The sequence below is a fragment of the Capillimicrobium parvum genome, assembly GCF_021172045.1.
Lineage (GTDB): Bacteria > Actinomycetota > Thermoleophilia > Solirubrobacterales > Solirubrobacteraceae > Capillimicrobium > Capillimicrobium parvum.
The window spans coordinates 4,318,780-4,339,843 of the sequence record NZ_CP087164.1 but is presented as its reverse complement, the minus strand read 5'-3'; the positions used below and the strand labels follow the sequence as shown (position 1 = coordinate 4,339,843).

21 protein-coding genes are annotated in these 21,064 nt (G+C 72.8%); 12 read left to right on the top strand and 9 right to left on the bottom strand.

The window, feature by feature from the left end; all coding sequences use genetic code 11:
* The first annotated feature begins 124 nt into the window (after window positions 1-124).
* Both DSM104329_RS28900 and DSM104329_RS21120 read left to right on the top strand, forming a co-directional pair.
* A complete protein-coding gene (locus DSM104329_RS28900) occupies window positions 125-1,630 on the top strand; it encodes a zf-HC2 domain-containing protein (protein WP_268738860.1) in 1,506 nt (501 codons plus the stop codon).
* Between the two features lie 209 nt (window positions 1,631-1,839).
* Window positions 1,840-2,295, top strand: a complete 456-nt coding sequence (locus DSM104329_RS21120; RefSeq protein WP_259311830.1) for a hypothetical protein — start codon at window positions 1,840-1,842, stop codon at window positions 2,293-2,295.
* Between the two features lie 83 nt (window positions 2,296-2,378).
* Here the strand turns inward: DSM104329_RS21120 and DSM104329_RS21115 are convergent, their stop codons facing one another.
* The 4 genes from DSM104329_RS21115 to DSM104329_RS21100 form a co-directional block, all read right to left on the bottom strand.
* Window positions 2,379-2,930: a PadR family transcriptional regulator gene (locus DSM104329_RS21115; protein WP_259311829.1), complete on the bottom strand. Its 552-nt coding sequence runs from the start codon at window positions 2,928-2,930 to the stop codon at window positions 2,379-2,381.
* A 422-nt stretch (window positions 2,931-3,352) separates the two neighbouring features.
* Window positions 3,353-3,982 (bottom strand): HAD family hydrolase, encoded by a 630-nt coding sequence (locus DSM104329_RS21110; RefSeq protein ID WP_259311828.1) that lies wholly within the window; start codon window positions 3,980-3,982, stop codon window positions 3,353-3,355.
* Window positions 3,979-4,842, bottom strand: coding sequence for a DUF7064 domain-containing protein (locus DSM104329_RS21105; protein ID WP_259311827.1), 864 nt, complete (start codon window positions 4,840-4,842; stop codon window positions 3,979-3,981). The genes DSM104329_RS21110 and DSM104329_RS21105 overlap by 4 nt, the downstream gene beginning before the upstream one ends.
* Complete coding sequence (locus tag DSM104329_RS21100) at window positions 4,839-5,312, bottom strand: FxsA family protein (protein WP_259311826.1); 474 nt, start codon at window positions 5,310-5,312, stop codon at window positions 4,839-4,841. The genes DSM104329_RS21105 and DSM104329_RS21100 overlap by 4 nt, the downstream gene beginning before the upstream one ends.
* Window positions 5,313-5,356: 44 nt before the next feature.
* Here DSM104329_RS21100 and DSM104329_RS21095 point away from each other — a divergent pair, with 44 nt between their 5' ends.
* Together DSM104329_RS21095 and DSM104329_RS21090 are read left to right on the top strand one after the other, a co-directional pair.
* A complete protein-coding gene (locus tag DSM104329_RS21095) occupies window positions 5,357-5,653 on the top strand; it encodes a metal-sulfur cluster assembly factor (protein WP_259311825.1) in 297 nt (98 codons plus the stop codon).
* Between the two features lie 256 nt (window positions 5,654-5,909).
* Entirely contained in the window at window positions 5,910-8,324 is a 2,415-nt protein-coding gene (locus tag DSM104329_RS21090) for a xanthine dehydrogenase family protein molybdopterin-binding subunit (RefSeq protein ID WP_259311824.1), read from the top strand.
* An 87-nt stretch (window positions 8,325-8,411) separates the two neighbouring features.
* On the opposite strand, the gene DSM104329_RS21085 is transcribed toward DSM104329_RS21090, so the two are convergent.
* The 3 genes from DSM104329_RS21085 to DSM104329_RS21075 all read right to left on the bottom strand — a co-directional run bounded on the left by DSM104329_RS21085 (window position 8,412) and on the right by DSM104329_RS21075 (window position 10,358).
* A complete protein-coding gene (locus DSM104329_RS21085; protein WP_259311823.1) occupies window positions 8,412-9,416 on the bottom strand; it encodes an alpha/beta hydrolase in 1,005 nt (334 codons plus the stop codon).
* Complete coding sequence (locus tag DSM104329_RS21080) at window positions 9,403-10,005, bottom strand: winged helix-turn-helix domain-containing protein (protein ID WP_259311822.1); 603 nt, start codon at window positions 10,003-10,005, stop codon at window positions 9,403-9,405. Before DSM104329_RS21080 ends, DSM104329_RS21085 begins: the two co-directional genes overlap by 14 nt.
* A 122-nt stretch (window positions 10,006-10,127) precedes the next feature.
* On the bottom strand, window positions 10,128-10,358 hold the full coding sequence (locus tag DSM104329_RS21075; RefSeq protein ID WP_259311821.1) for a hypothetical protein: 231 nt from the start codon (window positions 10,356-10,358) through the stop codon (window positions 10,128-10,130).
* Window positions 10,359-10,398: 40 nt separating this feature from the next.
* Here DSM104329_RS21075 and DSM104329_RS21070 point away from each other — a divergent pair, with 40 nt between their 5' ends.
* Entirely contained in the window at window positions 10,399-12,033 is a 1,635-nt protein-coding gene (locus DSM104329_RS21070; protein ID WP_259311820.1) for a S8 family peptidase, read from the top strand.
* A 1-nt stretch (window position 12,034) separates the two neighbouring features.
* Here the strand turns inward: DSM104329_RS21070 and DSM104329_RS21065 are convergent, their stop codons facing one another.
* Both DSM104329_RS21065 and DSM104329_RS21060 read right to left on the bottom strand, forming a co-directional pair.
* Entirely contained in the window at window positions 12,035-13,471 is a 1,437-nt protein-coding gene (locus tag DSM104329_RS21065; protein WP_259311819.1) for a WS/DGAT/MGAT family O-acyltransferase, read from the bottom strand.
* A 91-nt stretch (window positions 13,472-13,562) separates the two neighbouring features.
* Window positions 13,563-14,621: an NAD-dependent epimerase/dehydratase family protein gene (locus tag DSM104329_RS21060; protein ID WP_259311818.1), complete on the bottom strand. Its 1,059-nt coding sequence runs from the start codon at window positions 14,619-14,621 to the stop codon at window positions 13,563-13,565.
* 61 nt (window positions 14,622-14,682) lie between these two features.
* Here DSM104329_RS21060 and DSM104329_RS21055 point away from each other — a divergent pair, with 61 nt between their 5' ends.
* From DSM104329_RS21055 to DSM104329_RS21025, 7 genes are all read left to right on the top strand, one after another.
* Window positions 14,683-15,621, top strand: a complete 939-nt coding sequence (locus DSM104329_RS21055; protein WP_259311817.1) for a M28 family metallopeptidase — start codon at window positions 14,683-14,685, stop codon at window positions 15,619-15,621.
* A gap of 2 nt (window positions 15,622-15,623) precedes the next feature.
* Window positions 15,624-16,574: a 4-hydroxy-3-methylbut-2-enyl diphosphate reductase gene (locus tag DSM104329_RS21050; protein WP_259311816.1), complete on the top strand. Its 951-nt coding sequence runs from the start codon at window positions 15,624-15,626 to the stop codon at window positions 16,572-16,574.
* Between the two features lie 229 nt (window positions 16,575-16,803).
* On the top strand, window positions 16,804-17,241 hold the full coding sequence (locus DSM104329_RS21045) for a DNA-binding transcriptional response regulator (protein WP_259311815.1): 438 nt from the start codon (window positions 16,804-16,806) through the stop codon (window positions 17,239-17,241).
* Between the two features lie 306 nt (window positions 17,242-17,547).
* Window positions 17,548-18,300 (top strand): response regulator, encoded by a 753-nt coding sequence (locus tag DSM104329_RS21040; protein WP_259311814.1) that lies wholly within the window; start codon window positions 17,548-17,550, stop codon window positions 18,298-18,300.
* Between the two features lie 77 nt (window positions 18,301-18,377).
* Window positions 18,378-19,112: a LuxR C-terminal-related transcriptional regulator gene (locus DSM104329_RS21035; protein ID WP_259311813.1), complete on the top strand. Its 735-nt coding sequence runs from the start codon at window positions 18,378-18,380 to the stop codon at window positions 19,110-19,112.
* Between the two features lie 273 nt (window positions 19,113-19,385).
* Window positions 19,386-19,931: an RNA polymerase sigma factor gene (locus DSM104329_RS21030; protein WP_259311812.1), complete on the top strand. Its 546-nt coding sequence runs from the start codon at window positions 19,386-19,388 to the stop codon at window positions 19,929-19,931.
* Complete coding sequence (locus DSM104329_RS21025; RefSeq protein ID WP_259311811.1) at window positions 19,928-21,064, top strand: DegT/DnrJ/EryC1/StrS family aminotransferase; 1,137 nt, start codon at window positions 19,928-19,930, stop codon at window positions 21,062-21,064. The genes DSM104329_RS21030 and DSM104329_RS21025 overlap by 4 nt, the downstream gene beginning before the upstream one ends.

The window sequence follows — 21,064 nt, the reverse complement described above, 5'->3', positions numbered from 1 at the left end:
CCGGCCCGCATGCGTGGCGAGCGGATCACGTGGCCGCCGCACGGCGGAGCCCAGGGCTCGGACGTCCGTCCAGTCGGTGCGCCGGGTGGGGCGAGACGTTGCCAGCCTGGTCCTCGTGGCGGTCATGGACTCCTCTCACGACCTGGTCGTGCGGACGATCCGCGAGCACGCGGGCGCGCTGCTGCGGACCGCGCGGCGCCACTCGCTCTGTGCCGACGACGCCCATGACGCCTACCAGCGGGCGCTCGAGATCTTCCTGCGCCGGGCGTCGTCGCTGGAGCCCGCGACGGTCGACCGGTGGCTGCACGTGGTCGTCAAGCACGAGGCGCAGGCGGTGCGGCGCTCGCGCCAGCAGCTCGTGGCCGCGGACGAAGTCGATCTGGACGGGCGCCCGGCCGAGGCGCAGCCGGACGTGGACGAGCGGCTCATGCGCTTCGACCGGCTGTCGCGGTCGGCGGAGGCGCTGCAGCGGCTCAAGCCGCAGGAGGTCACGGCACTCTGGCTGAAGGCGCAGGGGCTGTCGTACGCGGAGATCGCCGAGCGCCAGTCGTGGACGTACACGAAGGTGAACCGGTGCATCACCGAGGGGCGGCGGGCGTTCCTCGAGCGCTACGCCGGCATCGAGGCCGGCGACGAGTGCCGGCGGTGGTCGCCGGTGCTGTCGGCGCTGATCGACGGCGAGGCGAGCGCGGAGCAGATGGCGGCGGCCCGGCCGCATCTGCGGCGGTGCTCGGCGTGCAAGGCGACCTTGCGCGAGCTGCATGCGGCGGGACCGCGGATGGCGGGCGTGCTGCCGGGGCCCGGGCCGGGGCTCGTCGGCGCCGGAATGGCCGGTGCGGGAGCGGTGGCATCGGCCGGTGGCGGGCTGGGCTCCGGCCGCTTCGACTCCTTCCTGCGCGGCGCCGAGAGCGCGGCGGCGACGCTGCAGGAGCGGTTCGGCGCGTGGGCGGTGAAGGCGCAGATGGCCGGCGAGGTGGCGACGGGCGGCAAGGCCGCGGCCGTGGCGGCGTCGGCGGCGGCGCTGGCCGGGGGCGGCGCGATGACGATCCACTCGGTGCGCGACGCGCGGCCGGTCGCCGCGTCGTCCGCGCCCGCCGACCCGGGGCCGCGTGAGGGCAGCGCCGGCGTGGCCGGCGGGGCGGCGCGGGTCGTGGCGCTGCGCTCCAGGACGGGCGCGGTCGTGGGGCTGCGGACCGGGCCCGGCGCGGCCGGGTCGCCGGGCGGTCGCGCCCAGGGGACGGGCGGCGGGCCCGGGCGGTCACCGTCGGCTCGGGCGAACGAGTTCGGCGGTCGGGCGCCGCGCACGAGCGGCCGCGGCGTGAGCGAGTTCCGCGCGCCGCGCGCCCGCGCATCCGTGTCCGAGTTCCGGGCGGCGCGCTCGGCGGGCCGCGCCGCGGGCGTGTCCGAGTTCCGCACGGCGGGCATGCCGCGGGCCCTCTCGACCACGACGTCCAGCGCCGCGGGCGCCTCGCCCCGGCCGAGCTCGATGAGCAGCACGAGCACGGGCGGGAGCTCGAGCACGAGCGGCGCCGAGTTCTCGCCGGCCACGGTGGGCGCCGCCGGCTCGCCGGTCGTCGAAGGCGGCACGCGCGGCGCCGGCGGCTCGCGCACCGGCGAGTTCGGCGGCTGAGCGGCGCCCGGCCGGCCGGCGTCCGGCGTCCGGCGTCCGGCGTCCGGCGTCCGGCGGTCTGCATGGCCCGCTGCCGTCCGGCGTCCGGCGTCCGGCATCGGACGGTCTGCTCGGCCCGCTGCCTGAACCGCCGCCCGCGCGGAAGTTTGCCGTCCACCCCGGCGCTTACAGTGACGCGCGATCAGTCAGCCGGCCCCATGGGAGCTCTCATGCCCCTCTGCTTCATCGAACCGCAGGACGCCATCCGTGTCGTCGCCGAGTCCATCGGGCGCGAGGCGCGTCGACAGCTGGTCGGCGAGGTCGTCCGGGCGTGGGTCGACGAGATCCCGGAGCGCGAGCTCGAGCGCCACTACGTGCAGGCGGTCGCCGACCTTGACGATCACGACCTCTCGATGCTGGCCGCGTGGCATGCGTCGCTGGAGGTCGGGCATCCGATCCCGAACCGCGAGTTCCTGGTCAACGTCTTCGGCAGCCTCGGCGAGAACCGCCGGGAGGCCCTGAAGATCGCCGCGGGGTTCCGCGGCGAGGAGGCGTTCGACGCCGGCGTCGCCGAGGAGCAGGCCCTCGAGACGGTCCTGCCCAGCCTCAGCCGCGAGCGCGCGATGGAGCTCGCCGGCGAGTGCCTGGAGCTCTACATGTGGGACCGGCTCGGCTGCGACAACTGACGCGCGCTCGCTGAGCGCGCGCTGGGGCGGGCCGGACTGGACCGGGCCGGCGGACTGATGTCGCGCCGGCCCGGGACTCCCGATCAGCCGGCGTTCGGCGCGTCGTAGCCGGCGGGCTCGTCGCCCGTCCGGTCGTCGCCGGCCGGCGCTTCGCCGGCGGGTTCGTCGCCGGCCGGCACGTCGTCGGCGAGGATCCGGTACAGCGACCGGCGCGCCTCGGCGAGGACCTCGCGGGCCTTGTCGACCTGCGCCTCCGTGCCCGCCTGGAGGACCTGCATGGTCGCGGCGCCGACCTGCCAGACGAGGTTGCGCAGGTCGATCGCGCCCTCGCCGACGTCCTCGCTCACGGCCTCCCAGGGCACGCCGAGCTCCTCACGGTGCTCGTCGACGTGCGCCTTGCCGGCGTCGGTGAGGGAGAAGAGCTTGCGCCCCTCCGTCTCGTCGGCGCGGACGAGACCCTCGTCCTCGAGCTGCGCGAGCGCGGGGTAGACCGAGCCGGGGCTCGGCCGCCAGACGCCCTGGCTGCGCGCCTCGAGCTCCTGCATGAGGCCGTAGCCGTTGCGCGGCTCCTCCTCGAGCAGGACCAGCAGCGCCGCCCGGACGTCCCCGCGGCGCATCCGCTTGCGGAAGCCCATCGGGCCCCCGCGCCCCGGCCCGCCGAAGCCGAAGGGCGGCCCGCCGCTCCAGGATCCGCGGCCCGAGCCGTGTCCGTGGCGTCCGTGTCCGTGTCCGTGGCGGCCCGGCCCTCCGCGGCCGCTCATCGCGAGCCATCCGATGACTCGCGGATCTTCACAACGCGTATGCATTGCGTGCATGAAACTGCTCCTCTGTTGAGTATCACGATGCAGTAACGATATATCGCAACAGGTCGAAGTGTCAAGTACCCATGGCGTCACGGCGACGTCTGGTCATCTGGATCCGCTCAGCGGGAACAGACGACCAAACGTCCTTCGGTGGGGCGCGGGCTCGGTGGGCGCGCTTGGTGGGCCGGCGGGCGGGACGGAGGTCGACGACGGGGCGCAGCGGCGCGGCCCGGGTGCACCGGGCGGCCCGCGGGCTAGCGCTTCAGCGCCGCCTCGATCTCCGCGATCGCGGCGGCCGTGTCGACGAAGTGCACGGCGTGCATGCCCGCGGCGCGCGCGCCCTCGCAGTTGTCGGCCCGGTCGTCGACGAACACGCACGCCGAGGCGTCGAGCCCCAGCCGCTCCACGACGATCTCGTAGATCCGCGGATCCGGCTTGCGGGCGCCGACGAAGGCGGAGTCGACGACGACCTCGAACAGCTCGTCGACCGGGAGCATCGCCCGCCAGTGCGGCTCCCACTCGGCCACGTTGTTCGTGCAGAGCGCCAGGCGAAAGCCGCGCGCCTTCCAGTCCTCGAGCGCCGCGATCATCGCCGCGTTCGCGCTCAGGCGGTCGAAGTAGCCCGCGGCGAACCCGCCGAGCCGCACCGCATGCCCGAGCGCCGCGAGGTCGTCGGCCAGCTCGTCGAGGAACTGCTGCTCGGTGATCGCCGCCACCTCGAGCCGGTGGACGGGATTGACGCCCTCACGCTCCGTCCGCGCCGCGATCGCCTCGCCCAGAGCCTCGAGCGGGAACCCGCTGTCCTCGGCGAACGCCACGAACGACGCGGTCATCGGCGACGTCAGCACGCCGCCCCAGTCGGTGACGACCGCCTCGATGCTCAAGTGCGCCGCAGGACGTCGTAGCGGCCGACGCCCTCACGCCCGTCCATCCGGAACCGGAAGAACGCGCAGTCCAGCCGTAGCCGGCCGAGGTCGAGGGACGTGCCGCACAGCACCTCGCCGGCGCCGCGGCGCGCGTAGCCCTCCTCGTCGTCGGGCCACAGCTCCCAGCCGGCCCGCCGCTGGTGGCCGTCGGCGTCGAAGGCGGTCGACAGCCGCGGCTCGCCCACCGCCACCGGCGCGGGCGGCGAGCCCTCGAGCACGACGGCCCGCACGTCGTCGTGCGCGTGGTCGGACGCCTTCGAGGGCCGGATCGCGCTGATGACCACGGCGAGCGCCGGATCCAGCCAGGCGCCGACCGTCCGCGCCATCGACATCCGGTCCCAATCCGGCGAGCCCCACGAGTGCCCGCGCTGGCCGAGGCAGTCGATCGCCACCGAGCGGCCCGCGACCCGCGCTGTCCCCGACACGCGGCACAACTGCTCGTAGCCCGTCATCCCTCCGCCCTCGATCTCTGCGGGCAACCCGAGCGCGGTGAACTCGAGCGCGAACGCCCCGTCGGCGTCCGCGTCGAACGCGACCGTCCAGCGCTGCAGCGGCTCGGCGGTCGCCGTCGTCACGCCGCCGGCCGCCACCCCCTCCCAGCCGTCGCCGGAGACCGCGACGCCGCCCTCTGCCCGCGCGGCCGCGGTCGAGCGCCCCGCGAACAGCACGCCGAGCCCGCTGCCGGCGCCGTCGGCCAGTCCGACCCGCGCGAGCCCGTACACGTCCGCGGCCTCGTCGCCGAACGCGAACGTGATCGCATCCGAGAACCCGCGTCCGGCCGGCGGGCGCGGCGTCTCCAGCCCGGCGTCGATCGTCACGGCAGCCGCTCCGGCTCGCGCTCGCTCGCCGTGCCCTCGACGTCGTACGGGGTCGGCATCCGGCGGCCGGCGACACGGCCGGCGCCCCAGTTCGTGGCCGACGCCGCCATCCGGGCCGCGACGTTGCGCAGCATCAGCCGCCGGGCGAGTGCGCGTGTCGGCGGCAGCAGGAAGAGGATGCCGAAGACGTCCGTGATGAAGCCCGGCGTGATCAGGAAGGCCCCGCCGAAGATGACGAGCACCCCGTCGAGCACCTCCTTCGTCGGCACGCGCCCCTCGGAGACCGCAGCCGTGAAGCGCCGCCACGCGACCCGGCTCTGCGCGCGCAGCAGGATCGAGCCGATCACCGCGTCGGCGAGCAGGATCGCGATCGTCGGCCACACGCCGATCGCCTGCCCGACCTGGATGATCACGTACAGCTCCGCGAGCGGGATGACGATGAAGATCAGGAGCAGGAGCAGCGGGACCATGGCTCTTCACAGAGGGTAGGGAGAGAGCCCTCTAGACTGACGGCATGCCCACTGTCGAAGAGGTCGAAGAGGCGCTGGCCAACGTCATCGATCCGGAGCTCGGGCTCGACTTCGTCGAGCTTGGGCTGATCTACGGGGTCGAGATCCAGGGCGGCGACGTCCACGTCACGTTCACGCTAACGACCCCCGGCTGCCCGATCGGCCCGCAGGTCACCGAGCAGATCGAGGAGTTCGTCGGCGAGCTGCCCGATGTCGACGCGGTCGAGTCCACGATGACGTTCACGCCGCCGTGGAGCCCGGACCGGATGTCGGAAGACGCGAAGTTCGCCCTCGGCTTCTAGGAACCGATCGCGACACCGCTCCGGCGCCTCCAGCACGCGGTTGCCGCCAAGGCGGCGTCGATGCACGGTCGTCGCCCTGGCGGGACCCGCGGCGGAGCAGGCGAAGTCGGCAGCGCAGGAGCCGCGGAAGGCGTAGCGCAGAGCAGAGCGCGCAGGTTGTCTTCGGATGCAGTCGGCCGTAGGCTTGCCGGTAGGCGGATCTGCGAAGCCGGTGGCCATGCGAGCCGGGTCTCGAGGTCAACGAGGAGGCAGTGCGGTGGCTGACAGCGAGGTGCTGAACCAAGGCACGAACGTGCAGCCGGATGCCGAGGCGACGGACATCCTCGAGCGCCGCAAGTACATCGGCATGAACGTGCTGCGCACCGAGGACCCGGTGTACCTCATGGGTCGCGCGAAGTACACCGACGATGTCCAGCTGCCCGGGATGCTGCACGCGGCGTTTCTGCGCAGTCCGCATCCGCACGCGCGCGTACGCAACATCGGTACCGAGCGTGCGATGGGTATCCCGGGGGTCAGGGCTGTCATCACACAGTCGGATCTGGACGGCGTCGTCGGTCCGATAACCACGGCACTGGCGCGCCCGGAGGTGGTGCCCGTCACGCGGCCGGCGCTGGACTCGAGGGTTGCGCGCTACGTCGGGCAGCCGATCGCGATCGTCGTAGGCACCTCCCGCTACTTGGCCGAGGACGGCGTCGACGCCCTCGACGTCGACTGGGAGCCACGCGAGCCGCTGCTGGACGCTGAGCGCGCCTTGGAGCCCGACGCCCCGCTCGTGCGCGAGGACATGACGACGAACAACTTCGCCCACATCGAGTTTCAGCGCGGCGAGGTCGACGATCTGTTCGCGAACGCCGATCGAGTGTTCAGGAAGCGGTTCCACCACGGGCGCTGCTCGGCGGCGCCGTTGGAGAATCGCGGCGTGATCGCTGACTGGGACCAGGTGTCAGGGGATCTGACACTGTGGAGCTCCAATCAGAACCCGCACATGCTGCGCACCTTTCTCGGCGCCCCACTCGGGATCGCGGGCAACAAGATGCGCGTGATCGCCGACCACGTCGGCGGTGGGTTCGGGCTGAAGGCGCATGCGTTCGACGAGGACCACCTGATCCCGGCCGCCGCGAAGGTGGTCGGCGCGCCGGTGAAGTGGACGGAGGACCGCTACGAGCACCTCGCTGCGTCATTGCACTCCAAGGACGTCATCATCGAGCTCGAGATCGCGATGGACGCCGACGGTCGCTTCCTCGCCTTCCGGGGCCACTACATCGGAGTCGGTGGCGCACACCCGTCGCATCCTTGGACGCCGCTGCTCGACCCGCTGCCCGCGGCGACCCTGCTGCCCAGCCTCTACGACATACGGGCGGTGGGCTACGTCGTCGATGCGCCGATGACGAACCGTTGCCCGTCCGGCGCCTACCGCGGTGTCGGGTGGACCGCCGGCCACGCGGCGCGTGAGACGCTCATCGATGACATCGCTCGTGAACTGGGCCAGGACCCGATAGAGCTGCGCCTGCGCAACCTGATCCCCGACAAGCCCTTCGTGTCCGTAACGGGGATGAAGTACGACGGCGGCAGCTACGCAGGCGCGATCCGCAAGGTCAAGGAGATGGTCGACTACGAGGCGCTGCGTGCGAGGCAGGTAGAGCTGCGCAAGGAGGGCCGCTACCTCGGCATCGGCTGGAGTCCCTGGGTGGAGCCGACCGCGTGGGGCACCGAGATGGCGAAGGCCAACGGCTTCAACTCCGAGTTCTTCGACGCCGCGAGCCTGACCGTCGAGCCCGACGGCTCGATCACCGTCACCACCGGCTGTCACAACCACGGGCAGGCGCACTACACGACGCTGGCGCAGGTCGCGGCCGATACGCTCGGCGCGCCGTTCGAGAGCGTGCGCGTCATCGAGAACGACACGGAGCGGGCCGTCTACGGGTCCGGCACGTTCGCCAGCCGCGTAGCCGTCGTCGCGGGCGGCGCGATCATGCGTGCGGGCAAGGAGGTGCGCGAGAAGATCATCCGGCTGGCCGCCCACGCGATGGAAGTCAGCCCCGACGACATCGACCTCGCCGACGGCGTCGCCACCGTCAAGGGCGTTCCGGACAAGCAGATGACCATGCAGCAGCTGGGCTTCCTCGCGTACTACGGGGGGTCGGCGCGGCCGCCTGACGCAGAGCCGATGCTTGCCGCCACGCGTTCCTACGACCCTCCGGAGACATACTCCAACGGCACGATCCTCGCGACCGTCGAGATCGACGCACAGACCGGCAAGGTCGACCTGCAGCACATCGCTTGCTGCGAGGACTGCGGCACGATGCTCAACCCGATGGTCGTCGAGGGCCAGATGCAGGGCGCCATCGCCCAGGGCATCGGCGGCGCAATGTACGAGAGCCTCGCCTACGACGAAACGGGGCAGTTCCTGTCCAGCAGCCTGATGGACTACCTGTACCCCACGACGTGCGAAGTCCCGCCGATCGAGGTGGGGCACATCCAGACGCCATCGACGGTCACCGAGGGCGGAATCAAGGGGATGGGTGAGTCCGGCAACATCGCCGCCGGCACCGCCGTCCTCAACGCGATCGCCGACGCCATCAGCGCCTTCGGCAAGGTCGAGATCACGACCAACCCGCTCGGACCCAACGAGGTCCTCGAGCTCATCCGCCGCGCAAAGGCAAGCGCATAGTCTGGGATTGACGTCCCAGATGCGCGTCTGCTCGCTCGCAACCCGTTCGCCGAACCCCAGGAGGAGGCCGAGCAGCCGCGCTGTTGCCTAGGCGACCGCCGCGGGCGCCGGCACCCCGAGCGCGCGCCGCAGGGCGTCGAGGCGCCAGCCGAGCACGCGGTTGGCGAGCGCGGAGCCGACCGCCTGCAGCTCGGCCGCGTGGTACGCGCCGGGAAACACGTGCAGCTCGGTCGGCACGCCGGCGCGCAGCAGCCGCGCCGCGTAGTCGATGTCCTCGTCGCGGAAGAGGTCGAGCTCGCCGACGTCGATGTACGCCGGCGGCAGGCCGGCGAGGTCGGTGGCGCGCGCCGGGGCGGCGTAGATCGAGACGTCGTCGCCGCCGACGCGGTCTCCGAGCAGGCAGCGCCAGCCCTCGAGGTTGGCGTCGCGGTCCCAGATGCCGATGTCGGTGAACTCGTGGACCGACGGCGTCCGGTCGCGGTCGTCGATCATCGGATAGATGAGCATCTGGAACGCGAGCGCGGGACCGCCGCGGTCGCGCGCCATCAGCGCCGTGCCCGCCGCCAGCCCGCCGCCGGCGCTGCCGCCGTACACGGCCAGGCGCTCCGGATCGATGCCGAGCTCGCCGGCCGCACCCGCCATCCACGCGAGCGCCGCGTAGCAGTCCTCGACCGGCGCGGGGTCCGGGTGCTCAGGGGCCAGGCGGTAGTCGACCGAGACCGTCACGCAACCCAGGTCCTTCGTGAGGATCCGTGCCACGAGATCCTCGGTCTCGAGGTTGCCCACGACCATCCCGCCGCCGTGGATGAAGAGCAGGCCCGGCCGCGCCCCGTCGCCCTCCGAGGGCCGGTAGATCCGCACGGGGACGTCGGGCGCGCCGGCGGGGGTAGGTGGGCCCGCAATCCATCGGTCCGCGCTCTCCACCCCCTCGACCGGCGGCAGCGTCGCCGCGAGGCCCGTGAGCACCTCGGTGAACTTCTCCCGCCGCGCCGGGATGTCGGCGATGCCGTTGAGCCCGCCCGGGCCGACGAGGTCGAGGAACGCGTCGAGCGCGGCTCGCGCGTCGGGATCGATCCGGTCACGAACCGCCACGGCGCCCTCCTTCGTAGTGCGCCATCGCCAGCCGCGACGGCGTGAGCGGCCTGCCGCTCTCGACGCTGCGGCTCACGCTCTGGGCCTCGAGCTCGAAGGCGAGGTCCAGCACCTCCTGGAGCTTGTCGTGGAGCGCGGTCCATGCCTCCTCGTCGAGCTGCACGCGCGTGAACGACCAGTGGGGGTCGTCGCGCGTGGTGAAGGTGCCGGCCGAGAGCGCGGTCATGATGTCGACCGCGGTCGCCTCGAACCACTGCCCGGCGAGGCTCTGGCGCACCTCCGCAGGCATGCCGGCCCACTCGTCGTCGGAGAGGTAGGAGCGCTCGATCGCCCGGTAGTAGTGCTCGATCGCGCCGCGCCGCTGGGCGGTGTCCACGAGCTCGATGCAGCCGAGGTCGCGCAGGACCCGGACGTGGTAGGCGACGTTCTCGAGGCGCTCGTCGACCTGGCGGGCGAGCTCGTTCGGGCTCGCCGGGCGCTCGTTGAGCAGGGCGAGCAACTGGGCGCGGAGCGGGTGCGACAGCGCCTGGGCGAGTCGACTGGCGGCCGGCGCGGTCAGGCGCGCGCGGGCCACGGCGTTGTCGGGCATGGATCAGCTCACTGCGGTCGGTGTCGTGAGAGTCGCGACTCTACTCGCGGCGCAGGACCGGTGATGCGGGGCTCGTCGAGCCGGATTCCGGTGACGCCGGGTGCGGCTGCGCTGCGGCCCGGCTACCGGGCGCGGCGCCGCTCGAGATCGAGATCGATCGCGCGGATGTCGTGCTCGCTCGGCAGCTTCTCGAGCACCTCGCCGATCACGGCGCGGACGTCGTGCTCGTCGTGGCCGAGACCGTCGAAGAACGTCTTCAGCGCTGTCCAGGTCACCTTCAGCTGAGCCGGCGTGAGGTCGAGCCGGTACGCCGTGTCACGCGGCCCGATGAGGTCTGCGTCGTCGACAGGCATGTGCGAAACGGTACACGCACTGTCACTATCCTGGGGCGCGATGCGGCGACTCGTCCTGGTCTGCCTCGCGGTGGCTCTGGGCCTGCCCGCCTCCGCCGGTGCCGCCACGACCGGCCGGCTGCTCGTCTCGCTGCGCGCCACGCCGAGCGGCCACGCGACGGCCGCCACCGCCGCGAGCGCCGTCGCCGCCCGCGCCGGCGCCGTCCCCGCCGGCCGGATCGTGACGCAGGTCGGGATGGTCACGGTGCGCCCGCGCGCCGGGCAGACGCTGCGCGCCCTCGCGGCCCGCCTGCGGCGCGACCCGGCGGTGCGCGCGGTCGACGCCGAGCATCGGGCCACACCGCGCCTGGTCCCGGACGACCCGGTGTTCTCGACGCCCGACCCGGCCGCGGCGGGTCAGACGCTCGCCTGGTGGGCGGTGCGCGAGAACTTCCCCGCCGCCTGGGACCGCGCCGACGGCGACAGCGTCACGGTGGCGGTCATCGACCAGGGCGTCGAGATCTCGCATCCCGACCTGGCCGGCAAGATCCGCGCCGCGGTCGACTTCGACTCGGATCCGGGGCACGGCCCGGCGACCGAGGACGAGGCGGGCCACGGCACCCACGTCGCCTCGCTGGCGTGCGCGCAGCCGGGCAACGGCATCGGCCTCGCCGGCGCCGGCTTCGACTGCGGGCTGCTCGTCGAGAAGTCCGACCTGACGAACTCGAGCGTCGTGCGCGCGATCGTCGACGCGACCGACCGGGGGGCTTCGGTGATCTCGATGAGCTTCGGCACCGACGACCGCTCGCGCGCGCCGCAGGCCATGATCGACGCCGTGAGCTACGCCTACGACCGCGGGGCCGTCCTGGTCGCCGCGGCCGCCGACAAGCGCACCACCGAGCAGGGCTTCCCGGCGAACATCCTCCAGCCGACCGGCACCGGCCCGGACATCGCCGCCGGCAAGGGGCTGTCCGTGACGGCTGCGGACTTCACCGACGAGGCGGCGAGCTTCGCCGGCGACGGCTCGCAGATCTCGATCGCCGCGTACGGCGCGTTCAGCCGCCCGGGCGCGGATGGCGTGCTCGGCGCCTTCACGGCCGGGCCGAACGAGATCGAGCTCGGCGCGTCGGGTAAGCCGTGCAACTGCCGCACGACGCTCGCGGGGGACGCCCGCTACGCCTTCCTGGCCGGCACCTCGATGGCCACGCCGATCGTCGCGGGGGCGGCCGCGCTGGTCCGCGACGCCAACCCGGACCTCGGTCCCGCCGACGTCATGCAGGTGCTCAAGCGCACGGCCCGGCGGCCCGGCGGCGGGGGATGGACCGACGGGCTGGGATGGGGCATCGTCGATGCCGGTGCGGCGGTGCAGGGGGCGCTGCGGCTCGACCGGCGGCCGCCGACGTCCAGCGTCCTCGCCCCGTCCACCACCAGCGGGCGCAGCCTGGTGCTGCGCGTGACCGCGACCGACACCGCGGCGCCCGGTGTGCGGGTCGCCGGCGTGCGCAGCGTGCGCGTGTACCGCTCGCGCAACGGGGGCGCGGCGCACCTGGTGACCACGACCACCTCGCGCCGACTGCGCGTCCGCGTCCCCAGTCGTGGTCGCTACGCGTTCTACACGCAGGCGGTCGATCGCGCCGGCAACCTCGAGCCGGCCCCGCAGAGCCCGGACGCGCGCACGCGCGTCGCGACGGTCTGAGTCAGGCCGGGGCGCCCTCGGTCTCGGCGCCGGCCGCGCGCCGCTCGTCCGCGAGCCGGCTGAGCTCGGCGAGCTGATCCTGCAGGCCGCCGGCGAGGACGTCGATGTCCGGAAGCGCGTCGAGGTCGCCGAGCAGGCCGAAGTTCACCGCGCCGTTGTAGGAGATGATCGCGACCGCTAGCCCGTGGCGCCTGGGCAGGAACGCGATCGGGAAGACGTCGAGCACCTCGCGGCCGTACACGTAGAGCGGGAGCTGCGGCCCCGGCACGTTCGTGACGATCATGTTGAACAGCCGCGTGGAGAAGTTCAGCCGCGAGGCCTGGGCGAGGATCGTCGGCGGCGCGAAGTCCTGCACGCTCGTGAGCACCTCGGCCCCGACCGCCTGCTTGGACTCCTTGATGCCGGTCATCGCCTGCTTGACCGCCATGAGCCGGGCGACCGGATCGGCGATGTAGACCGGCAGCGGGCCGCGCATGGCCGCGAGGCGGTTGCCGAGCTGGCCCTGGTCGTCGGCGGTGCGGATCGACACCGGGACGAGCGCGCGCAGCTCGAGCCCCTCGGTCCGCACGCCGCGGGAGTGCAGCCAGTCGCGCAGGGCCCCCGCGACCACGGCGAGCACCACGTCATTGACCGTCGTGCCGAACGCGGCCTTGACCTCCTTGAAGTCCTCGAGCCGGTTGCGGACCCCGACGAAGCGACGGTGCGGGCCGATCTCCACGTTCAGCGGCGTGGCCGGGGCCGGGTTGGCGACCGCCCAGGCGATCTCGCCGACGCCCTCGAGGGCCTCGAGCCCGCCGGACACCGAGCGCTCGGGGTGGGAGATCGCGCTCAGCGCGCCGTCCGCGAGCCGAAGGCCCGTACGCACGAAGCCCGTCAGGCCGCGCGCGAGGAGCTCGGCGCCCGTGGGCTCGGGGCGGGGCGTCCAGGCCGTGCCGGCGCCCCCCACGTCGCGCGGGACGGGGTCGAGGTCGAAGAGCACGGTCGCCAGGTCGACGCCGCTGATGCCGTCGATCAGGCAATGGTGCGTCTTGGAGAGGATCGCCCAGCGCCCGTCCGCGAGCCCCTCGACGATCCACATCTCCCACAGCGGCTTGGACCGGTCGAGCGCCTGGGAGAACACCCGCGACGTCAGGTTCAGCAGCTGCTCCTCCGAGCCGGGGGAGGGCAGCGCGGTCTGGCGCACGTGGTACTCGAGGTTGAAGCTCGGGTCGTCGACCCACAGCGGCCGGCCCGTGCCGAGCGGCGGGGTGGCGAGCTTCTGGCGGTAGCGCGGGACGAGGTGCAGGCGGCCGCGCAACAGGTCGCAGAGCTCGCGGAAGTCCGGCGGCGGGCCCTCGAGGACCGAGAGGCCGCCGATGTGCATGTGCGAGGTCGGTCCCTCCTGGGCCAGGAAGGAGGCGTCGGTCGCGCTGAGCCGGTCTCCGTGCTGCTGTCCCATCTCCTCGCCCGCAACCTACAGCCTCGGCGCCGTGCCCAGCGACGGCGGTCCGGGGCGCTCGCCGCGGGGTGGGGCGGTGGGCGGCGGCACGCTACGGGTTGCGCGCGCCCACGCCGGTGAGAACCTCGCCGCCGCGGGCGGGGCCGCCCGTGCCGGGGTCCAGCGGCGGCGTGGCGAACCCGGCGCCGTCGCGCATGCCCTCGAACAGGTCCATGAAGGCCTCCTCGCCCGTGCGGGCCGGGTTCCAGCCCAGCTCGGAGCGGGCGCGGGAGGCGTCCATGATCGGCACGCCGAGCCCCATGTCGACCCAGCCCGCCGGTGTCGGCTGCAGCCGCGCTCGCCACGTCAGGTCCGCGCCGGCGCGCAGCACCGCGGCGGGCACACGCACCGCGCGCGCGCCGAGGAGCGTCGCGAGGCGCTCGCCGTCGAGGACCGGATCGGCGGCGACGTTGTAGGCGCCGCGCGCGTGGTCGCCGAGCACGGCGAGCCGGTACGCCTGGGCGACGTCGTGCGTGTGCACGGCCTGGAAGCGCAGCCGGGGATGGCTCGGCACGACCGGGATGAGCCTGCGGCGCAGCAGGGCGCTGGGCAGCAGCGGACCGGCGAACAGCCGCCGGATCTCCGAGGCCGCCTCGCGCTGGAAGATGAGCCCGGGCCGCAGGCGGACGACCCGCACACCGGGGTGCGCCGCCTCGAACGAGTCCAGGATCCGCTCGACCGCCGCCTTGTGGCGCGAGTAGAACGACGACTCGATGCCCTCGGTCGGCCACGACTCGTCGACCGCGCGGTCCTTCGGCCCCTCCGAGTACGCGCCGACCGACGACGCGTAGACGATCGTGCCGACGCCGGCTCGGGCGGCGGCCTCGAACACCCGGGCCGAGCCCTCGACGTTCACGCGGTGCGTCGCGCGCTCGTCGCGCGACGGCTGGATCAGCCAGGCGAGGTGGATGACGGCGTCGGCGCCGGCGAGATGCGGCGCGAGGTCGTCCTGCGCGACGTCGGCCTGGCGCCAGACGGTGCGCGGCAGCTGCAGGTCCGGCGGGCGGCGGCGCGCGACGCCCACGATCTCCTCGATGCGCTCGTCCGATCCGAGGGCGCGCACGACGGCGGTTCCCACGTTGCCGGTGGCGCCGGTGACGACGACCTTCATGGCGGACGGTTGCCCTCTGCGGACTAGCCTCAACCACCGGATGGCGAGCTCCTCGAGTCCCATGACGCCGAAGCTGCTGTTCTGGGCGCTCGGCATCCAGGTCGTCCTCGGCGGGCTGCTGATCTGGCAGGCGGCGAACGACTTCTCGCTGTTTCGCGACGAGGGCGGCGGCGACACCGGCAAGCCGGCGGCGGTCGCACCCGCGGTGCCCGAGCCGCGCGTGGACCGCTTCGACGCGGACCGGGCGATGGACTGGGCGCGCCGTCAGGTCGCGCTTGGCCCGCGACCGGCGGGCTCGGACGCCCAGCGCCAGGCCGGCGAGCTCCTGCGCGCGGCGCTGCCGGCCGGCCGCTTCGTCGAACTCGGACCCACGAACTCGTCCCACCCACCCCTGCGCAACATCGAGGGCTCCCTTCCGGGCCGGGGACGCCCGATCCTCCTCGTCGCCCACTACGACACGACGCCCGTCCCCGGATACGTCGGCGCGAACAACAGCGCCGCCGGGGTGGGCGCGGTGATCGAGCTGGCGAGATCGCTGCGGCGCTGGCCGCCGCAGTCGCGCCGGCCCGTGCACTTCCTGCTCACCGACGGGGAGGAGGCGCCGGACCACCCGCCGAAGGGCGACTTCTACGAGCAGGGCCTGCGCGGCTCGAAGGCCGCGGCGCGGACCTCGCGCGCCGGCCAGGTGATCGTGCTGGACTTCATCGCCCAGAAGGACCTGCGCATCGAGCGCGAGCAGGGCTCGGATCCCCAGCTCTGGGAGCGGCTGCGCGCCGCGGCGCGGCGGGTCGGCGTCGCCCGCGTCTTCCCGGACGAGAGCCGCGGCGAGATCACCGACGACCACACGCCGTTCGCCCGCCGCGGCATCCCGGCGATCGACCTCATCGACTTCGACTACCCCTGCTGGCAGAAGCCCTGCGACACGATGGACAAGCTCGACGTCCGCTCGCTCGACGCCTCCGGTGAGACGGTGCTCGAGCTCGTTCGTACACTGAGGTAGCGATGGTCAAGCGACTCCTCCTCGCCTCGCCGCGCGGCTACTGCGCCGGCGTCGACCGCGCCGTGCAGACGGTCGAGCGCGCGCTCGAGCTCTACGGCGCCCCCGTCTACGTGCGCAAGGAGATCGTGCACAACAAGCACGTCGTCGAGAAGCTGCGCGAGCGCGGGGCGGTCTTCGTCGAGCAGGAGACCGAGGTTCCCGAGGGCTCGACGGTCGTCTTCTCGGCCCACGGCGTCTCGCCTGCGGTCCACGCGAACGCCGCGGCCCGCGAGCTGCGGACTATCGACGCGACGTGCCCCCTCGTCACGAAGGTCCATCGCGAGGCGGTCAAGTTCGCCGGCGAGGGCTACACGATCGTCCTCATCGGCCACAGCGGCCACGAGGAGGTCGAGGGCACGATGGGCGAGGCGCCGGACCACATCGTCCTCGTCGAGAGCGAGGAGGACGTCGACGCGCTCGAGATCGCCGATCCCGAGCGGGTCGCCTACATCTCGCAGACGACGCTGTCGGTCGACGAGACCCACTCGATCATCGTCCGCCTGCGCGAGAAGTTCCCGCACATCACCGGGCCGCGCACCGACGACATCTGCTACGCCACGACGAATCGCCAGGCGGCCGTCAAGCAGATGGCCGGCGAATGCGATCTCGTGCTCGTCATCGGCTCCCGGAACTCCTCGAACTCGCAGCGCCTCGTGGAGGTCGCACGCGACTACGGCGCCGAGGCCCACCTGATCGACAACCAGACGCAGGTGCAGGAGGCGTGGCTCGACGGCAAGGAGACGGTCGGGATCTCCTCGGGCGCCAGCGCCCCGGAGGAGCTCGTGCAGCAGCTCGTCGGCTTCTTCCGCGATCGCGGCGTCGACGACGTCTCGGAGTTCGAGGTCGTCTCCGAGGACGTGCGGTTCATGCTCCCCAAGAGCATCCGCCAGGCGCTGGCCGCCCAGGGCACCTGAGCCCCTCTCCCCGTCCGCAAGACGTCACTGCGGCCCGCCAAACCCCCCATTCGGGGGGTGCGAATCCGGTACTTCGGCGGATTTCTCCCCACGCAACCGCCGCTCGATACAGCACAATGACGCTTCACCTCTGTCCGGCGGCGTACACGCGCCCCCGCCCGGCGCCGCCCCGACCCACCCCTACGACCATCCCCCTCCGATCTCGATTCCGACCCTCTCGGTGCCCACGGTGAGCGCCAAGCCGTGCCGCGTCCTGATCCTTCGCATGGAGGCGAAGGCCAGTGACGCGCTGGAGCACGCCCTCGCCGGCCTCGGCGCGGAGACGACGGTCGACGACTCATGTGCGACGAGCGTGGCCGAGGCGCTCGAGCCGGACGTCGTGGTCATCGACATCGATGGCGCGGGACGCGACGCGGAGCGGATCGCCTCGCAGTTCGCCGACGCGGTCCCGCAGAGCGCGATCATCCTCCTCAGCGACCACGTCGACGACGCGGCCATGCACGACGCCCTGCTGGCGGGCGCCGCCGGTGTGCTCCGACGCGACGTCTCCGCCCGAGCGTTGTCGCGGACGGTCTACGGCGTCGCGGCCGGTGAGGCGGCGGTGCCGCGTTCGACGCAGGCGATGCTGCTCGAGCAGCTGCGCGGCCTGGGTGACGACTTCCGCTAAGTGCGAGTTTAGCGTCAACGCGCCAAGTTGCCCTTCGGAGGGCCCTGGGGAGCCGTGATGCCGCTGTCTCGCTCCTGATCGCGGCGAGCGAAGATCCGGAAAGCGGGGTATGGCGCATGCATCGACGCGACCGCGGCGCATCGCACCGCCGGCCGGAAGCCGGCGTGGCCCCGACGCGTTCGGTGTTCATCAGTTGTCCCTGCGAACTGAGGACGTTCGATGCGCCAGGGGGAGGTTTCTGCCCAATCTGTTCTCGACGATCTCCCGATACTGGCGACCTGTCAGTACCACGAGGAGGGGACATGGATGGATCCTGAGCTCATCCCGAGGCAGCCCGATCCGACGACCGACAACGCGGAGCCGAGCACCGGCGACCTGCAGGCCGGCCGGGCCGGGCGGAGCATCCGCGTCCTGCTCGCGGACGGCGATCCGGTCACGCGGCGGTGGCTGAGCGACAGGCTGCACGAGGTGCAGGACGTGGTCGTCGTCGGGCAGGCGCGCGACGGCATAGAGGCCGTCGAGCTGGCGGTCTACTACCGCCCCGACATCGTGCTCTCCGAGTTGCACCTCGAGAAGATCGACGGCGTCGAGGCGATGCGGCGCATTCACGCCCGCTCGCCCGAGATCCGCGTCCTGTTCCTCTCGACGGAGCGCCGGAGCTCGGTCCACCTCGAGGTCATGCACGCGGGAGCGTGCGGGGTGCTGTCGAAGGACACGCCGTTCGACGGCGTCATCCAGGCACTGCTCGGGATCGCCCGCGGCGAGGCGGCGACCTCCCGCACGGTGACCCGGCGGCTCGTGGAGCAGCTGCGCGACATCCCGGAGGTGGGGTCCGGCGTACGGCCCATCCACAGCACGCTGACCGGCCGCGAATGGGAGGTGCTCGACGCCTTGTGCGCCGGTGCCACCCCCGCCGCGGTCGCGCAGTCCATGCAGGTGGCGCCCGCGACGGTCAAGAGCCACGTCAAGCACGTCATGGCCAAGCTCGGCGCCCACAGCCGTGAGGAGGCGATCATGCTCGCCCGCGAGCGGTTCCGCTTCCGAGAAGCGTTGATGTAGGGCAGGGACGGCCCTCAAGTCAGGGCGAACAGACTAATCAAGGGAACCAGTGCTTCAGCGAGGCACGTGGTAGGGCCATGCCGCTGAACGAACCGCATAACGCCAACGGACACGTCGCCGCGTCGAGCAGTTCCGACGCCGCGCGGATCAGGACGGTCGTCGTCGTCGACGGCGATCCGCTCGCGCGGTCGGCCACGCGCGACGCGCTCACCGCGGGCGACCTGCTCGAGGTCGTCGGCGACGCCGCCTCGCCGGAGGCCGCGCTCAAGGTCTGCGCCGCCGTGACCCCCGACCTGGTGGTCGTCGAGGTGGACGTGGCCGACGACCACGGCCGCGGCCTCATCGCCGCGCTCGGCGCGCTGCCGTCGCCGCCCCGCGTGCTGCCCTTCTCCCGCATCACGGGCACCGAGGTGATGCTCGACACCCTGCGCGCGGGCGCGTGCGGGTTCGTCCACAAGGAATCGGGCACGGAGTCCCTTGTCGCATCCGTCCACGCAGTCCTCCGCGACGAGGTGGCGATCACGCGCGTCGACACGATGCGGATCGTCGAGTTCCTCCGGCTGGCCCGGCGGCGCGCCAGCGGGATGCGGCCCGTCCGCAGCACGCTCACGGCGCGCGAGTGGGAGATCTTCGACCTCATGGCCGCCGGCCACACGACCCGCGCCATGGCGGACAAGCTCGTGCTCTCCGAGGCGACGGTCTACAGCCACGTCAAGAGCATCCTGCGCAAGCTCGACGCGCACTCCCGCGCGGAGGCGATCGCGGCCGTCGAGGCGATGTCGGCGTCCGCCGACCGCCGGCGGCGCGACTGACGGAGTTCGTCCCCCCATGGGGGGACGAATCTCCCCATCAGCATCAAGATCTTCCCCCTGAGTCACCCCCCGGCCGATGGCGAGACTCGCATCGCGGTCGGGCGGTGAAGGCACCGCTCGGACCGGAATCAGAGAGGCCCACCGCCACGGACGTGCTGGTGGCCGGGCCGCTGCCCATGCCCGGACCTAGGAGGGAAATTGGTCCCCGAGCTGCACATGCGTGCCCAGAGGCCGCGCACTTCGTCACGGACGGCGCCGGAGGAATCGCCGGAGATGGCTCGTGTCGTCGCCCTCGCGGTCTCGCGCGCCAAGGACGGCGATCGTGAGGCCCTGCAGTTCCTCTACGTGCGCTACTCGCGCAACATCCACAGCTACGTGCGCAGCATCGTGGGCGACGACCACGATGCCGACGACGTCACCCAGATCGTCTTCATGAAGCTGATGACCGTCCTCGAGCGGTACGAGCAGCGGTCGGTGCCGTTCTTCGGCTGGCTGCTGCGCCTCGCACACAACACCGCGATCGACCACATCCGCAGCCGGCGCGTCGTGCCGGTGGAGGAGGTGCGGGGCACCGACGAGCGGGCGCCCACCGACGGCGGAGAGCTCACGCTGACCGTCTCGGCCGCGCTGGGGAGCCTGCCTTCCCAGCAGCGCGACGTGGTGTTCATGCGCCACGTGGTGGGGCTCACGCCCGGCGAGATCGCCGGGCGTATGGGGCGCACCGAGAGCTCGGTGCACGGACTGCACCACCGTGGCCGTCGCGCGTTGCGCGAGGAGCTGCTGCGCATGAACGCCGGTCCGTCCACGGCCTCGGCGTGAGTTCCGTCCAGCAGGTCCCTCTGGCCCGGATGGACGCGGCCGATCCGGAGCTGCTCGCGCGACTGTTGGCCGTCGTCGAGCAGGTGGCCCGGTCAGGGGCCTTCACGCACGGCCCGTTCGTCGAGGCGTTCGAGCGTGACTTCGCCGCGTACTGCGAGGCGTCGACTGCGGTCGGCGTCTCGTCCGGCACCGACGCGCTGATGCTCGCCCTCCGCGCGCTCGGCGTCGGCCGCGGCGACGAGGTGATCGTTCCGGCGAACTCCTTCATCGCGACCGCTGAGGCCGTCAGCCACGTCAACGCCACGCCGCGCTTCGTCGACGTCGATCCGCAGACGCATCTCATGACGGCGGAGCACGTGCGCGAGGCGCTGGGGCCGCGCACGCGCGCGGTCATCCCGGTGCACCTCTTCGGGGCCACCGTCGATCTCGACCCGATCCTCGCCGTGGCCCGCGACGCCGGCCTGTGGGTGATCGAGGACGCCTGCCAGGCCCACGGCGCGCGGTACCGCGGCCGGCGGGTGGGAACGCTCGGGCACGCGGGCTGCTTCAGCTTCTATCCGGCCAAGAACCTGGGGGCCTGGGGGGACGCGGGCGCCGTCGTGACCGACGACGAGGACCTCGCCGACCGGATACGGCTGCTTCGCTCCCACGGGGAGCGTCCCCGCTACCACCACCGCGTGGTGGGCGGGACGGCGCGCCTGGATGGGCTGCAGGCGGCAGTGCTGGGCGCGAAGCTGGGGGACCTCGACGCCCGGACACAGGACCGCCGGCTCGTCGCCGGGACGCTGCGAGGGCGGCTGGCCGCACTCGGGGTCGACCTGCCCGCGAGCCCGGCGCCGCCCGGTGACCACGTGTTCCACCTCCTGGTGGTCCGCTGCGACGACCGCGACGCGCTCCGCACGCATCTGCACGACCGTGGCATCGCGACCGGGGTGCACTATCCGACGCCGATCCACCTCACTCCCGCGTACGCCTCTGCCGGCCTGCCGGAAGGCAGCCTGCCGGTCGCCGAAGGCCTTGCCCGGCGCATCTGCACGCTGCCCCTGTTCCCCGGCATGACGGCGCAGGAGATCGATCGGGTCGCCGATGCAGTGGACGAGCACGTGAGCGCGCAAGCGCGGGTCGCCGTCTGA